This is a genomic window from Paenibacillus sp. JNU01, assembly GCF_059130585.1.
The window spans coordinates 752,763-774,499 of sequence record NZ_CP169723.1; the positions used below are offsets into that span (position 1 = coordinate 752,763).

The window sequence follows — 21,737 nt, forward strand, 5'->3', positions numbered from 1 at the left end:
TGATGATCGTAATATATTATAGTCATCATATTTTAAGGGAGTCAATACTCCATTTATAATCACTCTCCCTTTGCTGAAGATGGTGATATATGAATTGACATTAAATAATATGATAACTATAATATTTTAAAATACACTCACAGATACAGACTTATATAAGGGGGAGAAGTAGGGATGCCTTATCCAAAAGGGCACAAGCTCAAAGTTCGGAACCATATTATTACCAGTGCGGCCAAAGCATTTCGAACCCATGGCGTGCGGAATATTAGTCTTCCACATATTATGAAAGGTGCTGGACTGACACATGGGGGATTTTACTCCCATTTTGAAAATAAAGATCAGCTTGTGATGGAGACCTGTCATTTCGCCATTAGTGATACCATTGCAATGCTACAGAGCATTGCAGACAAAAACAAAAACGAAGATCAGACGTCGATTGAGGCTGTCATTGATTTTTATTTAAGTTCCCTGCACCGAGATCAGACGGAAGTCGGTTGTATCTTACCAGCTTTATCGGGAGAGATTTCCCAACTATCGGAGGATATTCGACAAGCTTACACGCAGGAGTTGCAACGTTTTATCGCGTTTATTACAACTATGGCTGGGATGAATACCGCTGATGGTTATGCGTTGGTAAGCAGTATGGTAGGTACCGTTGCACTGGCACGGGCAGTTAGTGATGCGAAGTTCAGTGATGACTTGTTACAGGCAGGTCGTGTGCAGGCCAAACAAATGGTAAAGATCGGCTCCAGGTAACAACGACATTGATGACACAGAGGAAATGGGGGAATGATCGGATGATCATTAGAGAAGCCCGTATTGCAGACTATCCACAATTGAGACATATTTATTTGGATTCCCGGCGGGAGAGCTTTCACTGGGCCAATGCCGATGAGATGAGTCTAGAAGATTTTGACCGGGATACATCGGAAGAACAGATTCTTTTGGCAGAGGACAACGATCAAGTACTTGGATTTGCGTCACTATATGTACCTGACCGCTTTATTCATAATTTGTTTGTGCACCCAAGTGCTGCCGGCAAAGGGGTGGGAAAGCAGTTACTTCAGCAATCCGTGGTCGAACTGGGAACGCCTGTCACATTAAAATGTGTCTCGGATAATCATAAAGCACTCACATTTTATAAAAAGCAAGGCTGGAAAGCTATTGTAGAAGAAGGTGAACCTGGATCAAGATATTGGGTTCTTCAATATAAGGAATGAGGGAAAAGAAGACATGAATATCAGAAAAATAAATGAAAATGGAGTATCTATTGCTTACGTTACGAGTGATGAAGAATTAATTACCGATGTTCAATCCGCTATCGATCTTATGGCTACGGTTCGATATGAAGCCGATTGTCACCGTATTATAGTTAACAAATCTGCTGTCAGTGAAGTGTTTTTTGATCTGAAAACACGGCTGGCAGGTGAAGTGTTGCAAAAGTTCATCAATTACCAGACCAAAATTGCGATCATTGGTGATTTTTCCGGTTATACTAGCAAAAGTCTTCGAGATTTTATCTATGAAAGCAACATGGGGAACGATATATTCTTCGTAACAGAGGAAGAACTGGCTATTGAAAAGCTAAGCAAGAAACAGTGATTTAAATTAACTAGGGCGTGTCTGAAAACTCCGAAGGGAGCAGATTTTGCCGAATTTTCGTTCCAAGCAAGAAAGTTTTCTGCAGGCGTGCCGGGGCACGTCAAGGGAAAGTGACGCAGCAGGGGGCGAAAAGGCGGTGAAAGATGCACTTCAGCGAGTTTTGAGACACGCCCTAAAGAGAGATGGAGAGATTGAGATGGATATTGTGTCATATCGGGAGCAAGATCAGGAACGACTGGTTCAGATTTGGGAGAGAGCTGTTCGAGCAACACATTCATTTTTGGAGGAACAACACATTCAATTCTATCGGGATGTGGTAAGCAAAGTATTACAGGAACGGCAAGTCGAGGTGTGGGAAACTCTAGATAAAGAACATCAGCCTGTCGGTTTTATCGGGTTGCAAGATAACTTTATTGAGATGTTATTCGTCGATCCAAGTCAGCATGGACAGGGAGTTGGTCGTCTGCTGATCGAACATACTGTCAAGATCAAAGGACGCCACCTGAAGGTGGATGTCAACGAACAGAATCCTGGAGCTGCACAATTCTATAGCAAAATGGGGTTTGTACAGATCGGACGCTCCGAATTCGATGGTTCTGGTAATCCGTTCCCGCTATTGCATCTGGAAATTTCATAAAGGATAAGAATGTTCTCGTTGAAGTCGCTAATTTAGCGGCTTTTTTTGCGAGCGTAACCTAGTATGATCTGAATCCTTCACTTGGTCCTATGCCAAATATAAATATTTACCTCTTGCATAAGGAACACATGTTCGGTTTATAATATATACAAACATACGTTCTTAAATGTACAGGAGTGATTTCAGTGTGGACTAAGCAGCGAACCATCATGCTCATTGATATGCAGAGTTTTTATGCTTCAGTCGAAAAGGCAAAAATGCCCCAATACAAAAATAGACCTCTCGCCGTTGCAGGCGATCCAGCAAGACGTTCTGGCATTATTCTTGCCGCTTGTCCATTAGCCAAAGCTAAGGGGGTATCTACCGCAGAACCACTCTGGCAGTCTCTTCAGAAGTGCCCTGAACTGATCATTGTCAGACCTCACATGCAAGAATACATTGAAGTTTCCACCCAAATTATGTCCATTATTGAGGAATTCACCGATCTGGTTGAGCCATACAGTATAGACGAATTATTCGCTGATTTTACAGGGTCTATGCATTTATTTGGTAATGATCCAATCGATTTGGCCAAACAAATTCAAGACAAAATCTATAACGAAACAGGGGTTTACGCCAGAGCGGGCATTGGTGAAAACAAAATTATCAGTAAATTGTGCTGCGATATGATTGCTAAAAAAGCGGAAGGTGGCATTTTTCACTTAAAGAAAGAGGAGTTACATCTTCACATTGGAGATAAGCCCATCCGCGATATGTGGGGGATTGGCTCAAGAATGGAAAAACATCTCTGGAAGATGGGTATCCGAACCATTAAAGACCTGGCGAATACGCCTCTTTCCAAATTAAGAAGCAAATGGGGTGTTAATGGAGAAGTCATCTGGAGGGTTGCCAATGGACTCGACAATTCGCCGGTAACGGTCAACACACACAATACACAAAAGGATATCGGAAACGGAATGACCCTGCCCAGAGATTTCACAGAAGCATGGGAGATTGAAGTGGTTATTCTCGATATCTGTACAGAAGTGTGCAGAAGAGCCCGTAAAAAGGGGCTGATGGGTAGTGTCATATCTGTGAGTGTATCGGGAGCAGATTTTGATCACCCAACGGGTTTTCACAGGCAGGTTAAACTGTCTGATCCTACAAACATAACCGTTGATGTGTGCAAAATAGCCAAACGCATATTCCATCAACATTGGGATGGGCAACCTGTGCGCCGTGTAGGCGTATCCCTATCTCAATTATCCAATGCGGATACATATCAACTATCTTTCTTCGATGATCAAGAGCAGAAACGAGCCATTGATCAGGTGATGGACAACATCAAGGATCGATATGGCGACATTGCCATTCTTCGAGCGAGCTCCATTACGGCTGCGGGCCAAGCGATCGATCGAGCATCTAAAATTGGGGGGCATTACAAATGAGCAAAAAACTGGAGGCCAATGGATTATGGGAATCGAGCCGCATGATGCTTCCACAACATAAAGAACGAATTATACAGCATCGTACTCAAATTCATGTTCAAGCGAAACCTCTGATTCATGAAGATGAGTGGGAGATTATTGCTCAACATATAGATATGTCCCTCAACTATACGTTGCAAGCCACCTTTGAAGTATTTCATGAGTCAGGCAATCGGTATATACACGGGATCGTCACTTCAGTCAGTGCCTTTGGAAAAAAAATAAAAATTGAAATGGATAATGGATTTGAATGGGTCGATTTTGATCAACTGGTCACTGTAAAGTTTGAAGAAGGAGGAGGTGTGTACGGTGAGACAAACTTCTGAGGAACTTGCACTCGTCAAGAGGCTGGTTGAGCTTCCGTATCTTTTAGGTGCTCTGGAGGTAGATAAGCATAAAATATACGCTTCAAACTTTAAGATGAAATCGGTGTATATTGATTACCTGGACGGTACTCAAAAGAAAATTGCTTTAGAGATGTACAAGTCAAAACAAAGTTTAAAGGAACATCATATAAAAATCATTGAAGAGGAGAGATCCGAGCTGAGTTTAACAGTAAATTATTCGGTAAGAGGTTACCTTCACAAAATGACTCTATTATGGAGCAAAGTGAAAGTGGATGTGACCTTAATGCTTACTGAACATATGAGCGTTGATATTACTGATATGCCAAGATAAACATAGAGTTAGAGCAGAATACGGTATATAACGGCATAGGGTGGATATAATACAGCTATAACCATTGTTTTCTTCTCCCGATTTTGGGTAAACCGACCTTTGAAATTGAAGGGTCGGTATTTTTTGTCTTAAATTTTGTGATTGGCATATTAACCATATAAAATGAGAGAACTCACGATTCAGTTACATACAGATAGACATATTTATCCATATTGTTCCGACCCGAAACAAGAATTTATCCTTCAGAGGAATGGTCTGGATAGCACGGCATGGTTCCGTTATCTTGACAGCCAGGAGTATTATAATACAACGTTGAATAAGAGTAGTACATTGGTGACTCACCGTTGAACAACGGAGGATTTTAATGGGTGGAGGGGAGGAAAGTTATGGACTACAATTCACGGAAGGTAGCAGTGTTTGAGACAGAAGGGTTCCGTAACTGTACTGTAGCGGCAGGTCGCCGTCATACCGTCGCTCTTAAATCTGACGGAACAGTCATAGCCGTGGGTGATAATAAATACGGTCAATGTGATGTAAGCGATTGGTCCCATATCGTCGCCGTTGATGCCGGTAATGTTCATATGGCTACGAACACCGGTAATGCTCATACCGTTGGTCTTAAATCTGATGGTACGGTAACAGCTATAGGTTGGAATAAGCATGATCAATGCAATGTAAGCGAATGGCGCGATATCGTAACCATTTCAGCAGGTTGGTGCCGTACTGTTGGGGTTAAATCAGATGGCACCGTGGTTGCGGTGGGGCGAAATAATGAAGGGGAATGCAACGTGAGCAGCTGGCATGATATTATATCGGTCACGACGGGGGACTGGCATACAGTTGGTCTAAAAATAGACGGTACGGTAACAGCAGTTGGTAACAATAAATATAACCAATGTAGCGTAAACGACTGGGGCGACATGTTGGCTGTTTCGGCAGGGTATCTTCATACGGTTGGGCTTAGATCGGATGGCAAGGTAGTGGCTACGGGTAGAAATCATGAAGGGGAATGCGACGTAAGCGGTTGGCTCGATATTGTCGCAGTTGCAGCGGGAAGTTATCATACCGTTGGTCTTAAGTCTGACGGTACAATGGTTGCTGTGGGTTCTAATAAACATCAACAATGCGACGTAAGGGGCTGGCATGACATTAGAGCTATTTCAGCGGGCTGTGCCCACACAATTGGATTGAAATCGGATGGTACGATGGTTGCTGTGGGTGATAATGATTATGCACAATGTGATGTAAGCGGATGGAGTAACATCCAACAATATCATTTTAACAAGGAAACGAATTGAACAACTCTCAGGACCCATGCTGTCTTTTAAGATAACATGGGTTTTCTATTTATACTGCAAAAGAGGATTGCCATCTCAGTAGGAGACAAACCAAAGTCCCGTTGAATCCAAAGCTGTATGCTCCTTAAGTAGAGGGGGAGGGTAGATTAAAGTCGAAGAGGGACTGCATTTTGCATTCCCTCTTCTTAGTGATTTTACAATTAGGAAGATATAATCTTCTAGTTTTTAGCCTAGTTTTCGCGAACCATTGAACCACACGGATTGGATTGACAATGTATCTGAAATATTAGTGATCGGATCACCGTTTATGAGAATAAGATCAGCACGTGCACCTTCGGTAATCCGGCCACGATCATGTAGACCAAAGCAACGGGCCGGTTTGGAAGTAGCCGACTGAAGAGCTTCGATCGGAGTGAACCCAGCCTTCACCAGCAGCTGCATTTCGTGGTGAACACTGGCCCCATGAGCAAGGCCACCAAGGTTCGGAACGGGAACCGGTGCGACATCCGTCCCTACAAGAATATCAACTCCGGCACGGTGAAGATCCATCACATTTTTAAAGCTGTTCTCCATATTGCCATGTGGGAACGTATTGAAGCTTGAGTTCAAGATATCGATCCAATCTGGACTTAATTTGGAATGAACTCGTGGATCATTAGCCAATTCCGATGCCGGATTACCTATAATCGATGAATTCAACACCAAGCACGGTGTAACAAAAGCTCCAGAATCAGCTATGGATTTGACCAATTCGGACGTGTACTCGGGTCTGTCGATAAACAAGTGCCCCAAACCGTCGACTCCAAAATCGATGGCTGCTTTCGATGAAAGAGCCGTCAAAACGTGGGCAATAACCAACTTATCAAACTTGTGGGCTTCAGTAACGGCTGTTTTTAGGATCTCATCACTTAGAACAGGCAGGCCAGGTGCACCCATAACCGTTCCTTCTTCAATCATGATCTTAATATAGTCGGATCCATTCTCCACTTGGGTATGCACATGTTTGATCGCTTCTTCAACCGTCGTCACTTGAGGTATTTCGTCGTGATCGTGAGCGTAGGCGGCCAACATGGCTTCCCGGTCTTCCTCCGATAACTTCTCCAGTTCCTTTAATACGAATTCAGGTATTTCATCTCCATCAGGCAGTAATTCATCTGGGTGCCCACCAGGAGCGGTAATCGCCGTACCAGCAGATCGGACGTCTGCGATGTCATCGACATTTTTTAGCTGAATTTCTCGCCCTCTTTTAGTAAAGTCGCCGTTCATTTCGAGTTCTGTTGTAACGCCGAATTTTAAGGCATCCCGTAATCCGCCAATTGAGGTATGGACATGTGCATCAATCAGGCCGGGTATTAATGTCGCATTTTCTCCATCGATAATTGTTGCGTCGCTTGGAATGTCTCCGCCCACTGAAATAATGGACACCCCTTTAATGACAATATGTCTGGGAGCGATGATTTGATATCCATCAAAGATCCGTACATTCGTAATCGCAGTAATTTTTTCTAACCCAGCATTCTGATTTAATTTCTCCATCATAAATCCTCCTAATGTGTTTGTGACTGAACAACTCGCAGTATAACTGTTAGATACCTAACAGTCAATAGTCTAACAATCGTTTGACAAGCCTACTGGGATCACTGTATATTTTAGCTACTTACAATTAGATTCCTAACAATTAGAGAGGGGACGATGGACGGTCATGCATTCCCGAGAAGATACGCCTTATATGGAGTTGTTTCAAATTATCGGTCTTAAGTTAAAGAAAAGAGCGGATGAAAGTATAAAAGAGTTAGGATTAAGTTCTCAACAAGGAAAAGTAATCGATTATATTTATGAGAATCAAGATAATCATATTATTCAAAAGGATCTTGCAGATCGGTTTCATCTGCGTGGGGCAAGTGTTACAAGCATGCTTCAAGGTCTAGAGCAAAAAGGTTTCATCGAACGGAAAATCCCGGCCAATAATGAACGGCAAAAAAATATTTATGTATTACCAAAAGCGGTTGACTTGATTGAAGACTTTAATAACTCATTTCAAAAAGTAGAGGATGAAATCGTTCAAGCCCTAAATGACGAGGAGAAGCAAATCTTAAAGAAATTATTGATCAGAATTAATGAACGCATATAACAGATGAGCCTGCATAGGTAACTGAGGGCCATAGAACACTGATTTAATATAATCTTTAGAAAAAATTGGATAGGGACAAGAACATTAGTTAAGTAAAAGTCACTATCTATGATCATTACCCTGTCAAAGTAGACAAAAAGGGGAAATTTAAGCTACGACCGTTTCTCGGTATTCCACCGGGGGATGGTCGTTTGGATTATGAGACATACAAAAACTGTAATATTTAAAACAAAAGTGAGAGGAGCATAATTCATGTTTGATGAAATTGCTTTCTCACCAGGAATTATTCTTACAATGGAATGGAAATCTTGGATCAAAAAGATATTTTTCAAATCAGGTATAATTATAGAATGAATGTTATTGATGTTTAGACTCGAATAATTTACATAACTTAGTCCAAGAGTGCTATAAATATGTAAAGGAAATAATAGGATGAAGATAGTTGGCACTGAATAGAGTAAATACTTCATCATTTGAAATCTTTCTATTTAAGGCGGTATATTGATGAAAAAAATTGAAATTAAAGTAACTAACTATAATCCCAAGTATGCTGAACATACCGTGAAAATGTGGAGAGATAGCAAGGAACGGGCAATTGGCCAGGCTGAAACCCATAGCTTCGAAGACCATCTAAATTTTTTAAATCATATCCTATCTAAACAGTATCAAATAGATTTAGCGTTAATTGATGAAAAAGTAGTTGGAATGATTGCCTATAGTGAAACTGAGATAAGCCAACTTTATATTCATATTGATTATCAAGGGAATGGAATAGGGCGAACCTTGCTTAATAAAGCAAAAGCACAAGCAAATGGAAACTTAACTTTGTATACATTTGAAATTAATAAAAATGCCCAAAGATTTTATGAGAATAATGGTTTTGAAATCACTGGTAGAGGACAAGAAAATGAAGAGAATTTACCTGATATACGATATGAATTGAAGTTGTAAAAATCGAATATCAATTTACAGTCCAAAAAGAAACAGTCTGCAGGTTAGCTGGGTGCTTGACCACCCAACCATATTCACTGGAACTGTAATCCCACGTATTTATTATCTTGACAGTAATTGAGTCTGACTCGTAATATTTGAAGTGGAGATGTAGGAAAGGGGACTCGCTGGACAATGTGGACTTCCTTGTAATGATTATCTAAACTGGATCGCTCGACTTGGTGTTTTGGTTATAACCACACGCCTCGTTTGTGATGCCGATCTGCAATCATTCAAGGGACGCGAGGAACCGTTTGATCAAACCCGGACGCGGATACTTGATGTATCCGTTTTTTGTTTTACCCAGGATAATTCCATCTCCAACGAAAAATGGATTTCTCCCTCCCCTATTAAACGGAGGAAATAAAATGAGCAAACTATATGGAAAAACGGCTATCGTGACAGGCACAAGCCGCCCTGGTGGGATCGGAACCGCCGTCTGCCGCACGTTGGCGCAAGAAGGCGCTAATGTGTTCTATACCCATCTGTACGATTACGATAAGACAGAGAATCCGGGAGATGCCGACAAGAACTGGCCGGATCTCTTCGCTGAAGAACTTCGCTCGTATGGCATTAAGGCAGCGCATATGGAGGTCGATCTTACCGATCCCGCTTCTCCGGCGCGAGTGCTTGATGCGTGCCGGTCGGCTGTCGGGCTGCCGACCATTCTCGTCAACAACGCTACGTACAGCGTATCAGCTGATTTCCGTCAATTGAATGCATCACTGATCGATGCGCACTGCGCTATGAACATTCGAGGCACGTTCATGCTATCGGCCGAATTTGCGCGTATGCTGGAGGTTGAACTGGCCGGTCGGCAGGTCCTTTGCGGTGGCCGGATCATCAACCTTACATCCGGTCAGGGTAAGGGGCCGATGCCTGGCAATCTCGCTTATGCCGCAACAAAAGGCGCTGTCTCCACCTTTACCGAATGTCTGTCTGCTGAGCTGGCTCCGTTTCACATTACTGTGAATGCGGTTGATCCCGGTCCTACTGATACGGGTTGGATGTCAGAAGAAGTGAAAAAAGCCTTGCTACCGGGATTTCCGATGGGCAGGATCGGTCTTCCTGAAGATGTATCCCGCCTGATTGCTTTTCTGGCAAGCGATGACTCCCAATGGATCACCGGACAAATCATCCATTCTCGAGGTGGGTTTAATTAGGCAGACGGTTCATTAACTCAAGGGAAACAATAGTTCCATAAAATCAAAGAAGGCCGCCGATCAACAGGATCGGCGGCTTTATTCAATTACTGAGCAGTAAAGTTTAGTTATAATCAATTTTTATCACCAGAAGATAAAGTCTGCTTGGTAGAATTGTGGAGTAAAAATCACATCAACTGGAGTGGATACTATGCTTTCTGAGGAAGATTATGCGAAGGTAGCGAAAGAAGCTTTACATCGATACCCAATCATTTGGGAAAAACTTGTGTATCTCGGAAAGAATGATAATGTTACATTTCAAGTTCAGACCAACGATGATAATCAAAAGTATCTTATCAAAATCCATATCTCAACGATTTCCATTCATCCAAAAGGGAATGTGGCATCAGAGCTTATTTGGCTTGAAGCTTTGGTTAAAGATACAAATCTCGTCGTACCTGCCCCTGTCAGAAATTTTCAAGGTGATCTGGTAACAGAAATATCAACTGATCTTAGCGAAAATACAATCATGGTGACTATTCATCATTGGATTCATGGAAGTGTGCTTAGAAGAGAGCCAACAAGTAATGAAACTGAAAATTTGGCTCTCTTAATGGCGGCTCTCCATAAACATTCTATGCAGTGGAATCCACCTGAAGGCTTTAATAGACCAATATACAATTCTGATCATTTATATTCATCACTTAATCAATTAAAACAGTTAGTAAATTTGGAGCTTATCTCAAGTGAGGTATTTGTTTATGTGGAGGAGTCAGCCCATAAAATAGCAAATGTGATACAAAATCATAAACGTTTGCCAAGTAACTGGGGAATTATTCATTCTGACCTTCATGAGAGTAACTATGTTTTTTATGAGGATACTCCTCGACCCATAGATTTTTCCAATTGTGGCTATGGTTTTTATTTATTTGATATGGCTGAAACATTTATGCATCTTTCATCTGAGAATAGGAAAGTATTTATTTCAACGTATAGCAAAGTAAATCAACTACAAGAGAATTATTTCGAGTTATTAGAAGCATTTTTTATTTGGTCAATAATTAGGACTTTTGCATTCCACTCTCTAAATTCAAATGAACAACCATCCTTAGCGGAAAATTTCCCGTCAGTTATTCAGAACTATTTTAGGAAATATCTTAAAGGTGAAAATTTTTTATTGAACTGACGGCGAAATTATAGTTTAACAAAAAACTAAGAAGCAGCCGACCAAATTAATTGGCTGCCCTCACGACCAATTTACTCAGACCGATCCGGATGACTTCTTCATTAATACGCTAGCAAACGTGAGGGGGGGCATAATTATGTTTGATGACATAGATTTTTCACCAGGAATTATTGCTTTCAAACGGAATTCTTGGATCAAGAAGATATTTTTCAAGTCAGCTATAACGATGGAAGGATTATTATTGATGTTGGCCCGAATCGTTAATCATTCTAAGATTATCGGTTCGGGCCTTTTTGATGAAAGTCTCTGATGTCGCAGCATCTCTGATCAGGATTATCCAATATACAACAGGTTTACGTCTCCGCCTGTTAACGTCTTCGGAACGCTCCACCACGGGCCAGAGCATAGAAAATCAAGAGAGCAATGATTGAGCCAACGATCGCGGGTATGATATGAAATCCACCCACCACCGGCCCCCTCGGTCCCAACAGTTCATACCCTAACCATGATCCAACAAAACCAGCAATGATATTCCCGAGTACGCCTCCCGGCACGTCCCGTCCAATCAGATTTCCACTTAACCAGCCAATTAGCCCACCGACAATAAGTATCCAGATTAGATACACGCATTGGTCTCCCTTCCATTGAATTATTACAAGTTATGTTTCATTAGGGGGAATGTTGCGGATGATCCGAGAATCGATCATGAAAGCATTTCCATTTTAATCCAATGATAGTAAAATCGGTTGTACCACCACTAGGTATGAATGCTGGTGCAGATAGGGATTGAAGATGACTAGTACAGAAAGGAGGCAGTTAGGTGTTCTTATTTCGAAGTCCTTTTATTATAGCCTTGTTGATGATGTGTCTGATGTCGGGCTTGGCTGCTTGTTCCAAGTCAGAGCATGCGGAAGATAGGGGTGTTACGACAAATGCTGACTTCACAGAGCAGAGCCAGCATTTTAATCTGAATGTGCAAGAGCCGTCATGGAAGCTGGATACCACCCCCGTCAATCTAACGTGGTTCGTTGGAGCCGAATGGTACGGGCACACTTGGGGTGAGAGTCTGACTTCCAAATATGTCACCAAAAAAACAGGGGTCAATATCGAATTTGAAGTATTAACTGGTGAACCAAGCGAGAGGTTATCACGGATGTTGACGACCGATCGTCTGCCGGATTTGATAACCATCGGCTCCTGGGAGAGTGCGGTTATCAAACTTCGGGAGAGTCATCTCATCTATGCCCTGGATGAGCTGGCCAACCAGTATGATCCTTACTTTTTCAAGGTAGCAGATGATGGTGCTCTACAATGGTATCGGCAGGAGGACGGTCATACCTATGTCATTCCCAATGATGCGTACAGTCCCGAACAGATGCGTTCAACCGACTTGACGGGAGCAAACCAAACCTTTCTCGTACGTAAAGATCTGTATGAGTCGATGGGCAAACCGGACCTTAGCACGCCGACAGGTTTTCTTAATGCATTGCGATTGTTGAAGAATCAATATTCGGTTTATAAAGGCCAACTAATCAGTCCGTTTTGGGCACAGGGAAATGCATCCTATGGAATGACCGAATACTTGCAAAATTTGCTTGCGATCCCCCATGAACAGAACGGAAAGGTATACGACCGAATGACAGATCCCGATTATATCGAGTGGCTGAAAACATTTCGTACTGCATACGAGCAGGGCTTGATTAATGTTGATTTTCTGGTCGACTCCAGTGCACAGGTGCAGGAAAAAACCAGCCATGCCCAATATTTTATGATGATTCGGGAATGGACAGACATATCGGACCTCAATTCGAAATTGGAAGTCCTTACGAATCAAAATTCAACCTATATTGCTGTAGATGGACCCCGGAACAGCAGGGGAGAATCCGCCAAACTGTTCCCTGGCAGCATGGATGGCTGGATGGTTACGATGATCAGCAAATCCACGAAAAACCCTGAACGAGCCATCCGTTTTTTGACCTATCTGGCCAGCGAAGAAGGCCAAAGAGATTTATTTTTGGGCAAAGAAGGTGAAACTTGGACGATGGAGAATGGCAAACCCCGATTGACAGCGGCAATGGTCCAGTTGTATGACACGGATCGGGAGCGGCTGGAAAAGGAATATGGCATTATGGATACCTACTGGATGCTGCGAAACCCTGCTTTCGTCAACCCGTGGAGACCCGAGCATACTCCGTCCATTAAGCAAATGGAGGCGTTCGCTAACCAACACGCCGATCTGGACAGCGGCATCTATAAGGGACTCGATCCTGTAGGGGATTCCGATATAGCATTAGCCTGGTCACGTATTTCTCAGAATTGGGAAGAGGTGCTGCCAGAACTGATTACAGCGAAGGATGAAGCTGCCTTTGACAAAATTTTCGAAAATTTTCTGATCCGTCGTGTGAACTACGGCTTTAACCAGGTAATGGAATATCGCCAAGCTGAACTGGAACTGCGAAAATCCAAGATAGCCAGATAACCATTCCCTAATACATTGTTACCGACATAATAACTAGTAATATACGGTATAACAAAGGTGGTGAATATATCAGAATGAAATACCTACTGACGAGATTGAGGAAGCTTTATCGCAATGCCCGTATATCCCAAAAGCTGTTTCTGGCATTTAGCCTGATGATTGCCATACCTGTTGTTTTGATATCCTTTGTGTATATCCGCATGCAAGAAACCCAGCTATATAAGGACGCTATGGCGACAGGCAACAGCCACGTTACATGGCTGAATGAACAATTGCGCAGAAGAATGGATACAATTGAGAACGCTTCCAATACAGCCCTCACTCAAAAGTCATTTGTGGATTTTATTCATTCCAATATGCTTGTGGATGGACTGCGTCTGGTGAAGTTTAAGCAAAACCAGTTTGAGCAAATGCTCAATATCATTCAAAGTAATGCGATGATCAGTGAACTTAGTTTTTACGTCGATAACCCAAACTTGTATGAAATCTGGCCTGAAATCTATCATTACAAGAAATTTTCACCGCAGGATTATTGGGTAAAGCTTCGGGATGAAGGCGGTGCGGGATACCGCTTATTTTCTTTTAGGGATGGTGAGCACACCTTATCCTACTATCGTCTGGTTCGCCTTCAAGGGCAGGAACAAAAACGCCCTAGCATTATGGAAGTGCGCGTTCCCCACAGCATGTTTTTCAGCGACCTGCTACAAGAGAACAAGGGGGACTTCTTTTCGGTGTTGATGAACGCAAGCGATTCTCCCCAGTATGTTTACAATCCCCAGCATGAGTTTTCGGAGAAGTACGGGCTGGGGCTGGAGGAGATCCTCGGCAGTATCCATCGTCAGCTCGATATATCGCCGCAGGAAAGCCCGCTTCAGGTCAGGGTGGGAGATCAGAGTTACTATGTATTGTATCGATACATCGCTCCGTTGAACACTTATGTGGTCGATATCGCTTCTCATCAGGCATTGATGAAGGGACCACGCAGTTGGTATGCATATGTGGTGACGATTACATTATGTGTATTGCTGCTGATTATGCTACTTGTATCCCAAACGACGCGGCGTATTTTCCGGCGGTTGGACAGCGTACTCATTTCAATGCGTCAGGTACGGAAAGGGGAGCTGGATGCAATGATTGATACAGGCCTTGATGAGAACGAAAGAGGAGATGAAATCGATGAGGTGGCGGTGAATTATAATAAAATGTTACATGAAGTCAAACGCCTGATGACACAGGTCGTGGATAAGCAGTTAATTGCCAAAAACGCACAGTTACACTCTCTGCATTCGCAGATCAATTCCCATTTTTTATATAATGCGCTGGAATCCATTCGAATGGTGGCAGAGGTACAGCGGCAACCTGCTATAGCCAATTCATTGGTGTCGCTCGGCTCCCAGCTACGTTACAGCATGCAGTGGCGCAGCGATACTGTTGCTTTTCGTGACGAGCTTGCCAACATCCAAAGTTATATTGAATTTATCAACTTCATGGAAGGTGGCAATATCATTATGACGGCAGATCTTCCGCAGGAGATCCTTCGCTACGCCATTCCCAAGATGTGTATGCAGCCCATCGTTGAAAATGCAGTTCATCACGGAGCACCTTCAGGCGGTAGCGTATCTATAGAAATTACGTTTTCTGTGGAGAATGACTGTCTGCTATTCATTAACATAAAAGATGACGGAGAAGGGTTAGAGCCTGCGATGTTACAACGTCTTCAGGCAGTACTGCGAAGCGAATCGGATACGCCGATGGTAACCCGCAGGAGCGGACTTGGTTTGGAAAACGTGAATAAGCGGTTGCAGCTTCATTATGGCAAGAATTGCGGTCTTTGGATTGATAGTGTGCAAGGCGAATATACCTGTGTAACGATACGCTTGCCTTGGGAAAATGAAAATCTTGGAGGGTGGTAGAGCATGATTAATATCCTGATTGTGGACGATCAAAAACACATTCGTGACGGCCTGCAGGCCATGCTGCATCAATTTCCTCTGAAGCTGAACAACATTTACTGTGCCGCGAGCGGGATGGAGGCGCTGTGCCTATTGCGGCAGCATTGCATTCACATCGTTATTACCGATATCAGGATGCCGGATATGGATGGGTTGGCACTCATGGCTCAAAGCAAAAAGGAATACATGGATGTGGAATACCTCATTATCAGCGGTTATAGTGAATTTACATATGCTCAAAAAGCGATCGGACTTGGGGCAAAGGGCTACTTGCTAAAACCTTTGAAACGAGAGGATCTGCACAATTCCCTTGAGCATATATGGCAAGAGATCCAGACACGGCAGGCACTTACGCATAATATGCAGCATGTATCCCGTCTCGCCCAAGAGACCGAGAGTAAAGAATTAAGAATGTTTATGCAAGGTGCGTTAAGTGATGATACATGGATTCTTCAGATTGAGGAACAAAATGATGTATTATGGCGTAATTATCGCCTAGCCCTGCTGAAGGAAGAAGTTGGCATTAAGCAGCCCGGAGCCAGCAGCGTCCATAGCATGGAAGCCATTGCTTATCGTGTGTTCGGCAGACAAGGTTGTATTTGCCTGCAACATCGCCCATACCTGATCCTTGCGGTGGATGCGTCCATAGATCCAAGTGTTTTTTCTGCAGCACTCAAGGAAGGAAAGATCGATGCCATAACAGCCATGACTAACCCGATTCAGGGGTTAAAAGAACTACCACACAGCTATACCCAAGTGCTTGAGCTCTATCGCCACAGTTACCTGTTTCCTGATCAGTATAGTATCTTCCCAGCACATATTAAGCATATGGAGCAGCAGTGGCAACTTCCCTATGAAGACTTATATGAACTCTTCCAGTCAATCGGAACAGATAACAGTGGAATAATGACTCAGGGTATTTCTGCACTATTTCACAAAAAGGTATTGCAACGCTATCCTATTCGCTATACCCAGCAGCTCTGCGCAGCCACCGTTCAGATGATGGAGGAATACGAACGAGTTATCCGCCCTTATATGGGGGAGGAAGCGCTGGACCTTGAATCATTGCGTAATCTCTTTGATTATCCAGGGATGCGTGATTATATACAAGCACTACAACAGCAGCTGCTTCGGCTGAATCAGTTCTATTATGACTATAAATGCAGCTATCGCCATTCGAACGATCTTAATGAAGCCATTCGTTTTATACACGAGAGTTACCATAAACCGCTGGATCTTGCGATGGTATCCAATCATGTATCGCTTAATTATGCTTATTTTTCAAATCTGTTTAAGAAGAATATGGGTAAAGGTTTTGCTGAATACCTACGGGATGTACGTCTGGATAAAGCGCGGCGGCTTCTCGCCGAAACTGATCATAAAATTGTTGAGGTGGCTGCTATGGTTGGATATGAAAGCTATAAAAGCTTTACACGTGCGTTCCGACAGGTGATGCAGATCCAACCCACTGAGTACCGACAGATGATGCGGCAGAAGGCAGATTGAATCAAAAGCCAAAAAAATGGGATACCACAAAAACAATTGTACCTTTTCAGCAAATTAACCTATTCGATAGAATAAAGATATCCCTTATGTAAGCGATTACCTTAATACGTATGGATTGGGAGAAGCTATTATTCTATTAAAGGAGGGCAATTATGAATCCATCTCACTTTAGGGAGAAACGGTTTATGAAAAAGGTACTCGGTATGTTGCTTGTGGTTGTGATACTGGCTAGTATTGGCATACTTCCGGCTTCAAAGGTTCAGGCAGCGGGAACTACCGTAACCTCAATGGAGTACTTCTCACCCGCAGACGGGCCTGTTATTTCAAAATCAGGTGTTGGCAAGGCCAGCTACGGATTTGTTATGCCTAAGTTCAATGGTGGCTCCGCGACATGGAATGATGTTTACAGTGATGTAGGCGTTAATGTGAAAGTGGGCAACAACTGGGTTGATATCGACCAGGCAGGCGGATATATCTATAACCAAAACTGGGGGCACTGGAGCGATGGAGGATTCAATGGCTATTGGTTCACACTCTCCGCAACAACCGAGATTCAACTGTACTCCAAAGCAAATGGTGTGAAGCTGGAGTATCAACTTGTATTTCAAAACATCAACAAAACAACCATCACAGCGATGAATGCAACACAAGGTCCACAGATCACAGCAGGCTTCACCGGCGGTGCAGGTTTTACATATCCAACGTTCAACAATAATCCTGCGGTCACTTATGAAGCTGTTGCGGATGATTTGAAGGTATATGTCAAACCTGTAAACAGCAGCACTTGGATTGATATTGACAATAACGCAGCTAGCGGCTGGATCTACGATCAAAATTTTGGCCAATTCACGGATGGCGGCGGTGGGTACTGGTTTAACGTAACGGAGTCGATCAATGTCAAATTGGAATCAAAGACTTCTTCGGCTAACCTTGTTTATACCATTACGTTTAATGAACCTACAAGAAATTCATATGTCATTACGCCATACGAAGGAACAACCTTCACAGCAGATGCGAATGGTTCCATTGGGGTTCCGCTTCCGAAAATTGATGGGGGGGCGCCAATCGCCAAGGAACTGGGCAATTTTGTATACCAAATTAACATCAATGGACAATGGGTTGATTTGAGTAACGCCAGCCAGAGCAAATTTGCATACTCCGGTAATGGGTACAACAATATGTCCGATGCCAACCAGTGGGGATACTGGGCCGATTACGTCTATGGCCTGTGGTTCCAGCCGATCCAGGAAAATATGCAGATTCGTATCGGCTATCCACTGAACGGTCAGGCGGGCGGAAGTATTGGCAACAACTTCGTCAACTATACCTTTATCGGCAATCCCAATGCTCCGCGTCCGGATATATCTGACCAAGAGGATATCTCCATCGGAACGCCAACCAACCCGGCTATCGCGGGCATGAACCTCATCTGGCAGGATGAGTTTAACGGAACTACGCTGGATACAAGTAAATGGAACTATGAAACAGGATATTATCTCAACAACGATCCCGGTACATGGGGGTGGGGTAATGCAGAGCTACAGCACTACACGAACAGCACCCAAAATGTATATGTACAGGACGGAAAGCTGAATATCAAAGCTATGAACGACAGTAAATCTTTCCCGCAGGACCCTAATCGGTATGCACAGTATTCTTCTGGAAAGATTAACACCAAGGATAAACTGTCCTTGAAGTACGGCAGAGTCGATTTTCGAGCCAAACTTCCTACCGGTGATGGCATATGGCCAGCACTGTGGATGCTTCCACAAGACTCTGTATACGGCACTTGGGCTGCATCAGGTGAAATTGATGTGATGGAAGCGAGAGGCCGTCTGCCTGGATCCGTAAGCGGTACCATACACTTTGGTGGACAATGGCCCGCGAACCAGTATTCGGGCGGCGATTATCACTTCCCGGCAGGGCAAACTTTTGCCAATGATTATCATGTATACTCAGTAGTCTGGGAAGAGGACAACATTAAATGGTATGTAGACGGCAAGTTTTACTATAAAGTCACTAACGAGCAGTGGTATTCCGCAGCTACACCGAACAATCCGAATGCACCTTTCGATGAGCCGTTCTACCTCATTATGAACCTGGCAGTCGGCGGAAACTTTGACGGCGGCCGCACTCCGAACGCATCTGATATCCCGGCGACGATGCAAGTGGATTATGTACGCGTGTATAAAGAACAGTAATAAAACAGCAATTTCCATAATTAATAAGCCGTTGATCTAATTCAGATGATCAACGGTTTTTTTATTGTTCATTTGTCTACAAGAGCTTGAGCATATGAATTTAGTATGTTCAGAAGGATGACAGAGTACAGTTATCTGTCCTAGATTGTAAAGTGATATTGTAATGCCAGAGGAATGCAGTTGATAAACATTATCATTCATGATATATTGTTCACCAGTAAACAAAATATAAGTAATTATTTAAAAATACTTTATTATTTAAGAAATATTTTTGTTTACAAGTAAATAAGGAGCGATCACAAGATGACTTCAAAAGATCGAACAAAACAATTGCTTCATGACCAATTTATCCGTTTTTTACATGTATATGAGAACCACAAGAATACAGAAATTGAGCATTTCCTAAGTATCGCCCAGCGAGAAAGCATCGAGAACATTCCTCAGCATTTGACCGCCGTTCATATGATCGATTGCATAGGAAAGCATGAGCCTATTAACAACACAGGTATTGCCGAGGCGATGAATTTATCCAAAGCAAGTATCACCAAAATTGGCAACAAACTGCTGGAAGAAGGATTCGTCAAACGCACAAAAATGAATGACAACAAGAAGGAGAGTTATTTCCGGTTGTCACCGCAAGGCAAAAAGATCTTTGAATTGCATGAACGTCTGCATGTACATGAGGCTGAACGCTTCTATCGTACGCTCGACAAATATTCGGATACAGAGCTAAAAGTCATTCATCAATTTCTTCAAGACAGTAGCATCAATATTGAATCCAGATCAAACGAAGGAGAGTGAGGTATTTGAGTCTGGCGGAATTGATCAGGGAGCGCAGAAGCATTCGTAAATGTAACTCTACGCCGGTGGACCAGGAGTTAGTTGTTGAATTACTACGTAAGGCTAATCGGCTTCAACCATTTGATGAGGCTGGCTCGTGGCGTGTGGTATATGCCGGAACTCCAGAAGCGCGCAAACGGTTGGTGGACTGCATGCTCGAACAGATGTCGCAGAGCAAACTCGGCAAACTGATTCCCGGAAAACTTCTGGAGGTGTTCAAAAAGAGAGTTACCGATATTCCTGCACACGTCATTGTTATGTCGACTGTAGGGCCGGATCGTTTGACCAATGACCGCAATTATGCGGCTGCCTGCGGGATGATGCAGAGTTTCCAACTGATGGGTTGGGAACATGGGTTAGGAATGTTATGGGATACAGAGTCCATGATTCAGCATGAAGGATTTTTCAGAGGAATTGGCATGCGTGAGGATGAAAGATTCGTTGGCATTCTTCATATAGGGTATTTCGACAAAGTGCCGAGAAGTCGGAAAAGAACACCAGCCGAGCAGAAGTGGACCATATTACGAGGTCAATCTACATAGAAGAGGGAGGATGTAAAAAATGAAATTGTCAGATCTGGAAGGAGACATGGGCGGCCCGAGTGAGTTTTTGGATCGACCGGTATCGCAGGACCTAATTCTTGAGTTGCTCAATCATGCCGTATGGGCACCAAATGATGGACTCCGAGAGCCGTGGCGATTTATCTTTGTTGATAACCCGTATGGAGACATCCTGCAGGGATTGCAAGAGCAGGCCCCTTCGTATCTTCTAGTCTTGGTAAAAACAGAGGCTGATCAACATAAGCGGGAAGAGGATTTTGCAGCGGTCTGCTGCCTAATTCAAAATTTCCGCTTGCTAGCATATGAGCAGAGTCTGGGTGTGCGCTGTACATTGCATGACTGGATGTACGAATCGAGCCGTACTGAAGTGTTTGGTGTACTGAATAACGAGCGTATTGCTGCAGTTCTAGAATTGGGATACGGTGCAAATCAGTCGAAAGGGACTACTGATTTATCTGAAACTCAACTTCATTTTGAACTTCTCTAGGGTGTTTTTCATTAAAGTCGCTTTGTTGAGCGGCTTTTTTTATTTTATCGACCACGTTTTGATCGTGTTGATCTTTTTGAAAGCTTGACAAAGTCAAAATGTTTATATATAACTAAATTAGTTATAACCATTATGGTTATATTTAAAAAATCAAAATTGGAGGTTCATATGAAAATCATAAATCATTTTATACCCGTTTTTACCGAGCAATTGGAGGTAACCGTTGCATATTATGAATCTCTTGCGAATCGATCTATGGATCGTACGTGGAATATTCCCGAGGCAGGCTTATCTTTAGCCACAGTATATCCTTACGTCATTGTGTCTGGAAGTCCTGAGGCGCTGGAACCTGCTAGATCACTCCGAGCAGTGGTGTATGTCGATTCCATGGACGAATTAAAGGCAGAATTAACCAAACAAAATACCCTTATCGTAAGAGATCAGCATGGTCCTATTGGTCCAAGCGTTTTTGTTCAACATCCAGATGGCAGTTTTATTGAATATGTTGAGCCTGAGGCAGCTTCTGTCTGAATTGGTGCAACATCAATACATACAAAATAAAGCTACTCCATTAGAGGAGCA

The 21,737-nt window shown here is 43.1% G+C and carries 23 protein-coding genes; 21 read left to right on the forward strand and 2 right to left on the reverse strand.

All coding sequences use genetic code 11. From position 1 onward, the window contains the following. Positions 1-174: 174 nt before the first annotated feature. The 8 genes from NLBNIHML_RS03030 to NLBNIHML_RS03065 all read left to right on the forward strand — a co-directional run bounded on the left by NLBNIHML_RS03030 (position 175) and on the right by NLBNIHML_RS03065 (position 5,681). Positions 175-756, forward strand: coding sequence for a TetR/AcrR family transcriptional regulator (locus NLBNIHML_RS03030; protein WP_339233814.1), 582 nt, complete (start codon positions 175-177; stop codon positions 754-756). A gap of 41 nt (positions 757-797) precedes the next feature. Next, the gene (locus NLBNIHML_RS03035; protein ID WP_342570004.1) at positions 798-1,220 is read left to right on the forward strand and encodes a GNAT family N-acetyltransferase; all 423 of its coding nucleotides are present in this window, start codon (positions 798-800) and stop codon (positions 1,218-1,220) included. Positions 1,221-1,233: 13 nt separating this feature from the next. After that, positions 1,234-1,602, forward strand: coding sequence for a DUF4180 domain-containing protein (locus NLBNIHML_RS03040; protein WP_342570006.1), 369 nt, complete (start codon positions 1,234-1,236; stop codon positions 1,600-1,602). Positions 1,603-1,792: 190 nt separating this feature from the next. Then, entirely contained in the window at positions 1,793-2,239 is a 447-nt protein-coding gene (locus NLBNIHML_RS03045; RefSeq protein ID WP_342573397.1) for an acetyltransferase, read from the forward strand. A 209-nt stretch (positions 2,240-2,448) separates the two neighbouring features. Next, entirely contained in the window at positions 2,449-3,666 is a 1,218-nt protein-coding gene (locus tag NLBNIHML_RS03050; protein ID WP_253442607.1) for a DNA polymerase IV, read from the forward strand. Continuing rightward, the gene (locus NLBNIHML_RS03055; RefSeq protein WP_339255430.1) at positions 3,663-4,031 is read left to right on the forward strand and encodes a YolD-like family protein; all 369 of its coding nucleotides are present in this window, start codon (positions 3,663-3,665) and stop codon (positions 4,029-4,031) included. Before NLBNIHML_RS03050 ends, NLBNIHML_RS03055 begins: the two co-directional genes overlap by 4 nt. Then, positions 4,015-4,383, forward strand: coding sequence for a YhjD family protein (locus tag NLBNIHML_RS03060; protein WP_339233825.1), 369 nt, complete (start codon positions 4,015-4,017; stop codon positions 4,381-4,383). The genes NLBNIHML_RS03055 and NLBNIHML_RS03060 overlap by 17 nt, the downstream gene beginning before the upstream one ends. Positions 4,384-4,769: 386 nt before the next feature. Further along, positions 4,770-5,681, forward strand: a complete 912-nt coding sequence (locus tag NLBNIHML_RS03065) for an RCC1 domain-containing protein (protein WP_342570008.1) — start codon at positions 4,770-4,772, stop codon at positions 5,679-5,681. 225 nt (positions 5,682-5,906) lie between these two features. On the opposite strand, the gene NLBNIHML_RS03070 is transcribed toward NLBNIHML_RS03065, so the two are convergent. Then, positions 5,907-7,217: an amidohydrolase family protein gene (locus tag NLBNIHML_RS03070; RefSeq protein ID WP_339243099.1), complete on the reverse strand. Its 1,311-nt coding sequence runs from the start codon at positions 7,215-7,217 to the stop codon at positions 5,907-5,909. A gap of 166 nt (positions 7,218-7,383) precedes the next feature. Here NLBNIHML_RS03070 and NLBNIHML_RS03075 point away from each other — a divergent pair, with 166 nt between their 5' ends. The 5 genes from NLBNIHML_RS03075 (at position 7,384) to NLBNIHML_RS03095 (ending at position 11,440) form a co-directional block, all read left to right on the forward strand. Further along, a complete protein-coding gene (locus NLBNIHML_RS03075) occupies positions 7,384-7,812 on the forward strand; it encodes a MarR family winged helix-turn-helix transcriptional regulator (protein ID WP_047843226.1) in 429 nt (142 codons plus the stop codon). Between the two features lie 504 nt (positions 7,813-8,316). Next, positions 8,317-8,763 (forward strand): GNAT family N-acetyltransferase, encoded by a 447-nt coding sequence (locus tag NLBNIHML_RS03080; protein ID WP_339233830.1) that lies wholly within the window; start codon positions 8,317-8,319, stop codon positions 8,761-8,763. A 407-nt stretch (positions 8,764-9,170) separates the two neighbouring features. Then, positions 9,171-9,965, forward strand: coding sequence for an SDR family oxidoreductase (locus NLBNIHML_RS03085; protein ID WP_339233833.1), 795 nt, complete (start codon positions 9,171-9,173; stop codon positions 9,963-9,965). A 190-nt stretch (positions 9,966-10,155) separates the two neighbouring features. After that, the gene (locus NLBNIHML_RS03090; protein ID WP_494353742.1) at positions 10,156-11,130 is read left to right on the forward strand and encodes a phosphotransferase enzyme family protein; all 975 of its coding nucleotides are present in this window, start codon (positions 10,156-10,158) and stop codon (positions 11,128-11,130) included. Between the two features lie 136 nt (positions 11,131-11,266). Then, positions 11,267-11,440, forward strand: a complete 174-nt coding sequence (locus NLBNIHML_RS03095) for a hypothetical protein (protein ID WP_494353743.1) — start codon at positions 11,267-11,269, stop codon at positions 11,438-11,440. Positions 11,441-11,498: 58 nt separating this feature from the next. Here NLBNIHML_RS03095 and NLBNIHML_RS03100 read toward each other — a convergent pair whose 3' ends face one another. Further along, complete coding sequence (locus NLBNIHML_RS03100; protein WP_074095306.1) at positions 11,499-11,756, reverse strand: GlsB/YeaQ/YmgE family stress response membrane protein; 258 nt, start codon at positions 11,754-11,756, stop codon at positions 11,499-11,501. Between the two features lie 194 nt (positions 11,757-11,950). Here NLBNIHML_RS03100 and NLBNIHML_RS03105 point away from each other — a divergent pair, with 194 nt between their 5' ends. From NLBNIHML_RS03105 to NLBNIHML_RS03140, 8 genes are all read left to right on the forward strand, one after another. Further along, positions 11,951-13,609, forward strand: coding sequence for an extracellular solute-binding protein (locus tag NLBNIHML_RS03105; RefSeq protein ID WP_494353744.1), 1,659 nt, complete (start codon positions 11,951-11,953; stop codon positions 13,607-13,609). Between the two features lie 74 nt (positions 13,610-13,683). Further along, complete coding sequence (locus NLBNIHML_RS03110; protein ID WP_494353745.1) at positions 13,684-15,522, forward strand: sensor histidine kinase; 1,839 nt, start codon at positions 13,684-13,686, stop codon at positions 15,520-15,522. 3 nt (positions 15,523-15,525) lie between these two features. Continuing rightward, positions 15,526-17,067 (forward strand): response regulator, encoded by a 1,542-nt coding sequence (locus tag NLBNIHML_RS03115; RefSeq protein ID WP_494353746.1) that lies wholly within the window; start codon positions 15,526-15,528, stop codon positions 17,065-17,067. Between the two features lie 152 nt (positions 17,068-17,219). Continuing rightward, positions 17,220-19,268 (forward strand): glycoside hydrolase family 16 protein, encoded by a 2,049-nt coding sequence (locus NLBNIHML_RS03120; RefSeq protein WP_494353747.1) that lies wholly within the window; start codon positions 17,220-17,222, stop codon positions 19,266-19,268. Positions 19,269-19,571: 303 nt separating this feature from the next. Then, on the forward strand, positions 19,572-20,069 hold the full coding sequence (locus NLBNIHML_RS03125) for a MarR family transcriptional regulator (RefSeq protein WP_494353748.1): 498 nt from the start codon (positions 19,572-19,574) through the stop codon (positions 20,067-20,069). Next, positions 20,066-20,650, forward strand: a complete 585-nt coding sequence (locus NLBNIHML_RS03130) for a nitroreductase family protein (protein ID WP_494353749.1) — start codon at positions 20,066-20,068, stop codon at positions 20,648-20,650. Before NLBNIHML_RS03125 ends, NLBNIHML_RS03130 begins: the two co-directional genes overlap by 4 nt. Before the next feature lie 19 nt (positions 20,651-20,669). Beyond that, positions 20,670-21,155 carry a nitroreductase family protein gene (locus NLBNIHML_RS03135; protein WP_494353750.1) on the forward strand — a complete coding sequence of 162 codons (486 nt, stop codon included), beginning with the start codon at positions 20,670-20,672 and terminating at the stop codon, positions 21,153-21,155. Positions 21,156-21,323: 168 nt separating this feature from the next. After that, complete coding sequence (locus NLBNIHML_RS03140) at positions 21,324-21,686, forward strand: VOC family protein (protein WP_339233879.1); 363 nt, start codon at positions 21,324-21,326, stop codon at positions 21,684-21,686. Positions 21,687-21,737 lie beyond the last annotated feature (51 nt).

Bases quoted from the DNA above. Each gene is read 5' to 3' on its own strand.
- NLBNIHML_RS03030 (WP_339233814.1), top strand. From the start codon at position 175: ATGCCTTATCCAAAAGGGCACAAGCTCAAAGTTCGGAACCATATTATT.
- NLBNIHML_RS03035 (WP_342570004.1), top strand. From the start codon at position 798: ATGATCATTAGAGAAGCCCGTATTGCAGACTATCCACAATTGAGACAT.
- NLBNIHML_RS03040 (WP_342570006.1), top strand. From the start codon at position 1,234: ATGAATATCAGAAAAATAAATGAAAATGGAGTATCTATTGCTTACGTT.
- NLBNIHML_RS03050 (WP_253442607.1), top strand. From the start codon at position 2,449: ATGCTCATTGATATGCAGAGTTTTTATGCTTCAGTCGAAAAGGCAAAA.
- NLBNIHML_RS03055 (WP_339255430.1), top strand. From the start codon at position 3,663: ATGAGCAAAAAACTGGAGGCCAATGGATTATGGGAATCGAGCCGCATG.
- NLBNIHML_RS03065 (WP_342570008.1), top strand. From the start codon at position 4,770: ATGGACTACAATTCACGGAAGGTAGCAGTGTTTGAGACAGAAGGGTTC.
- NLBNIHML_RS03070 (WP_339243099.1), bottom strand. From the start codon at position 7,217: ATGGAGAAATTAAATCAGAATGCTGGGTTAGAAAAAATTACTGCGATT.
- NLBNIHML_RS03075 (WP_047843226.1), top strand. From the start codon at position 7,384: ATGCATTCCCGAGAAGATACGCCTTATATGGAGTTGTTTCAAATTATC.
- NLBNIHML_RS03080 (WP_339233830.1), top strand. From the start codon at position 8,317: ATGAAAAAAATTGAAATTAAAGTAACTAACTATAATCCCAAGTATGCT.
- NLBNIHML_RS03085 (WP_339233833.1), top strand. From the start codon at position 9,171: ATGAGCAAACTATATGGAAAAACGGCTATCGTGACAGGCACAAGCCGC.
- NLBNIHML_RS03090 (WP_494353742.1), top strand. From the start codon at position 10,156: ATGCTTTCTGAGGAAGATTATGCGAAGGTAGCGAAAGAAGCTTTACAT.
- NLBNIHML_RS03095 (WP_494353743.1), top strand. From the start codon at position 11,267: ATGTTTGATGACATAGATTTTTCACCAGGAATTATTGCTTTCAAACGG.
- NLBNIHML_RS03110 (WP_494353745.1), top strand. From the start codon at position 13,684: ATGAAATACCTACTGACGAGATTGAGGAAGCTTTATCGCAATGCCCGT.
- NLBNIHML_RS03115 (WP_494353746.1), top strand. From the start codon at position 15,526: ATGATTAATATCCTGATTGTGGACGATCAAAAACACATTCGTGACGGC.
- NLBNIHML_RS03120 (WP_494353747.1), top strand. From the start codon at position 17,220: ATGAATCCATCTCACTTTAGGGAGAAACGGTTTATGAAAAAGGTACTC.
- NLBNIHML_RS03125 (WP_494353748.1), top strand. From the start codon at position 19,572: ATGACTTCAAAAGATCGAACAAAACAATTGCTTCATGACCAATTTATC.
- NLBNIHML_RS03135 (WP_494353750.1), top strand. From the start codon at position 20,670: ATGAAATTGTCAGATCTGGAAGGAGACATGGGCGGCCCGAGTGAGTTT.
- NLBNIHML_RS03140 (WP_339233879.1), top strand. From the start codon at position 21,324: ATGAAAATCATAAATCATTTTATACCCGTTTTTACCGAGCAATTGGAG.